Here is a 969-nt window from a genome sequence, read left to right as displayed (position 1 = left end):
GTTTCCCGCGCGCCTGATCATGGCCCCCACCCGTGAGCTGGCCACCCAGATTTCCAAGACCATTAACCCGCTGGCCGCCGCCGCCGGGCTGCGCACCACCGTCATCTACGGCGGGGTCGCCCAGTCGCGCCAGGAAAAGGCCATGAATGAGGCGTGGACATTGTCATCGCCTGCCCCGGACGCCTGGATGACCTGATGGGGCAGAAGATCGTGGACCTGTCCGAGGTCGAGGTCTCGGTGCTCGACGAGGCCGACCACATGGCCGACATGGGTTTCCTGCCGGTGGTGCGCCGCATCCTGGACCGCACCCCGCAGGGCATCCAGCACCTGCTGTTCTCCGCCACCCTGGACAACGGGGTGGACAAGGTGGTCAAGCGCTACCTGCACAACCCCACCGTGCATTCGGTCGATGCGCCGAAGGCCGCCGTGAACACCATGGAGCACCGCGTCTTCGTGGTGGATCCGGAGGAAAAGAAGGAGATGGTGCGTACCCTGGCCAGCGGTGTGGGCCGGCGCATCATGTTCATGCGCACCAAGCACCACGCCAAGAAGATGGCGCTGTGGCTTTCCAAGGCCGGCATCCCGGCCGTGGACCTGCACGGCAACCTGAGCCAGAACGCCCGTGACCGCAACCTGGCCGCCTTCTCCGACGGCTCGGCCAAGGTGCTGGTGGCCACCGACGTCGCCGCCCGCGGCGTGCACGTGGACGGGGTGGAGCTGGTGGTGCACATTGACCCGCCGGCAGAGCACAAGGCCTACCTGCACCGCTCGGGACGCACCGCCCGTGCCGGCTCGGACGGCACCGTGGTCACCATCGCCACCACCGACCAGCAGGGGGATGTGGCCCAGCTGCTCAAGCAGGCCGGACTGAAGGTTCCCTTTGAGAAGGTGGACCGTAATTCGCCGGCCGTGGCCGAGGTTGTTGGGGAGGTGGCCGAACTGGTGGCTTACGAGGCGCCGGTGAAGCAG

Annotated in this window: 1 pseudogene; it reads left to right on the top strand. The window is 67.2% G+C overall.

The annotated features are described in order from the left end of the window. A pseudogene (locus JCM19049_RS15455) lies at positions 1-969 on the top strand (DEAD/DEAH box helicase); the annotation flags it as partial.

Source organism: Arthrobacter sp. JCM 19049, from assembly GCF_001310435.1.
This window is presented reverse-complemented; position numbering and strand designations above follow the sequence as displayed.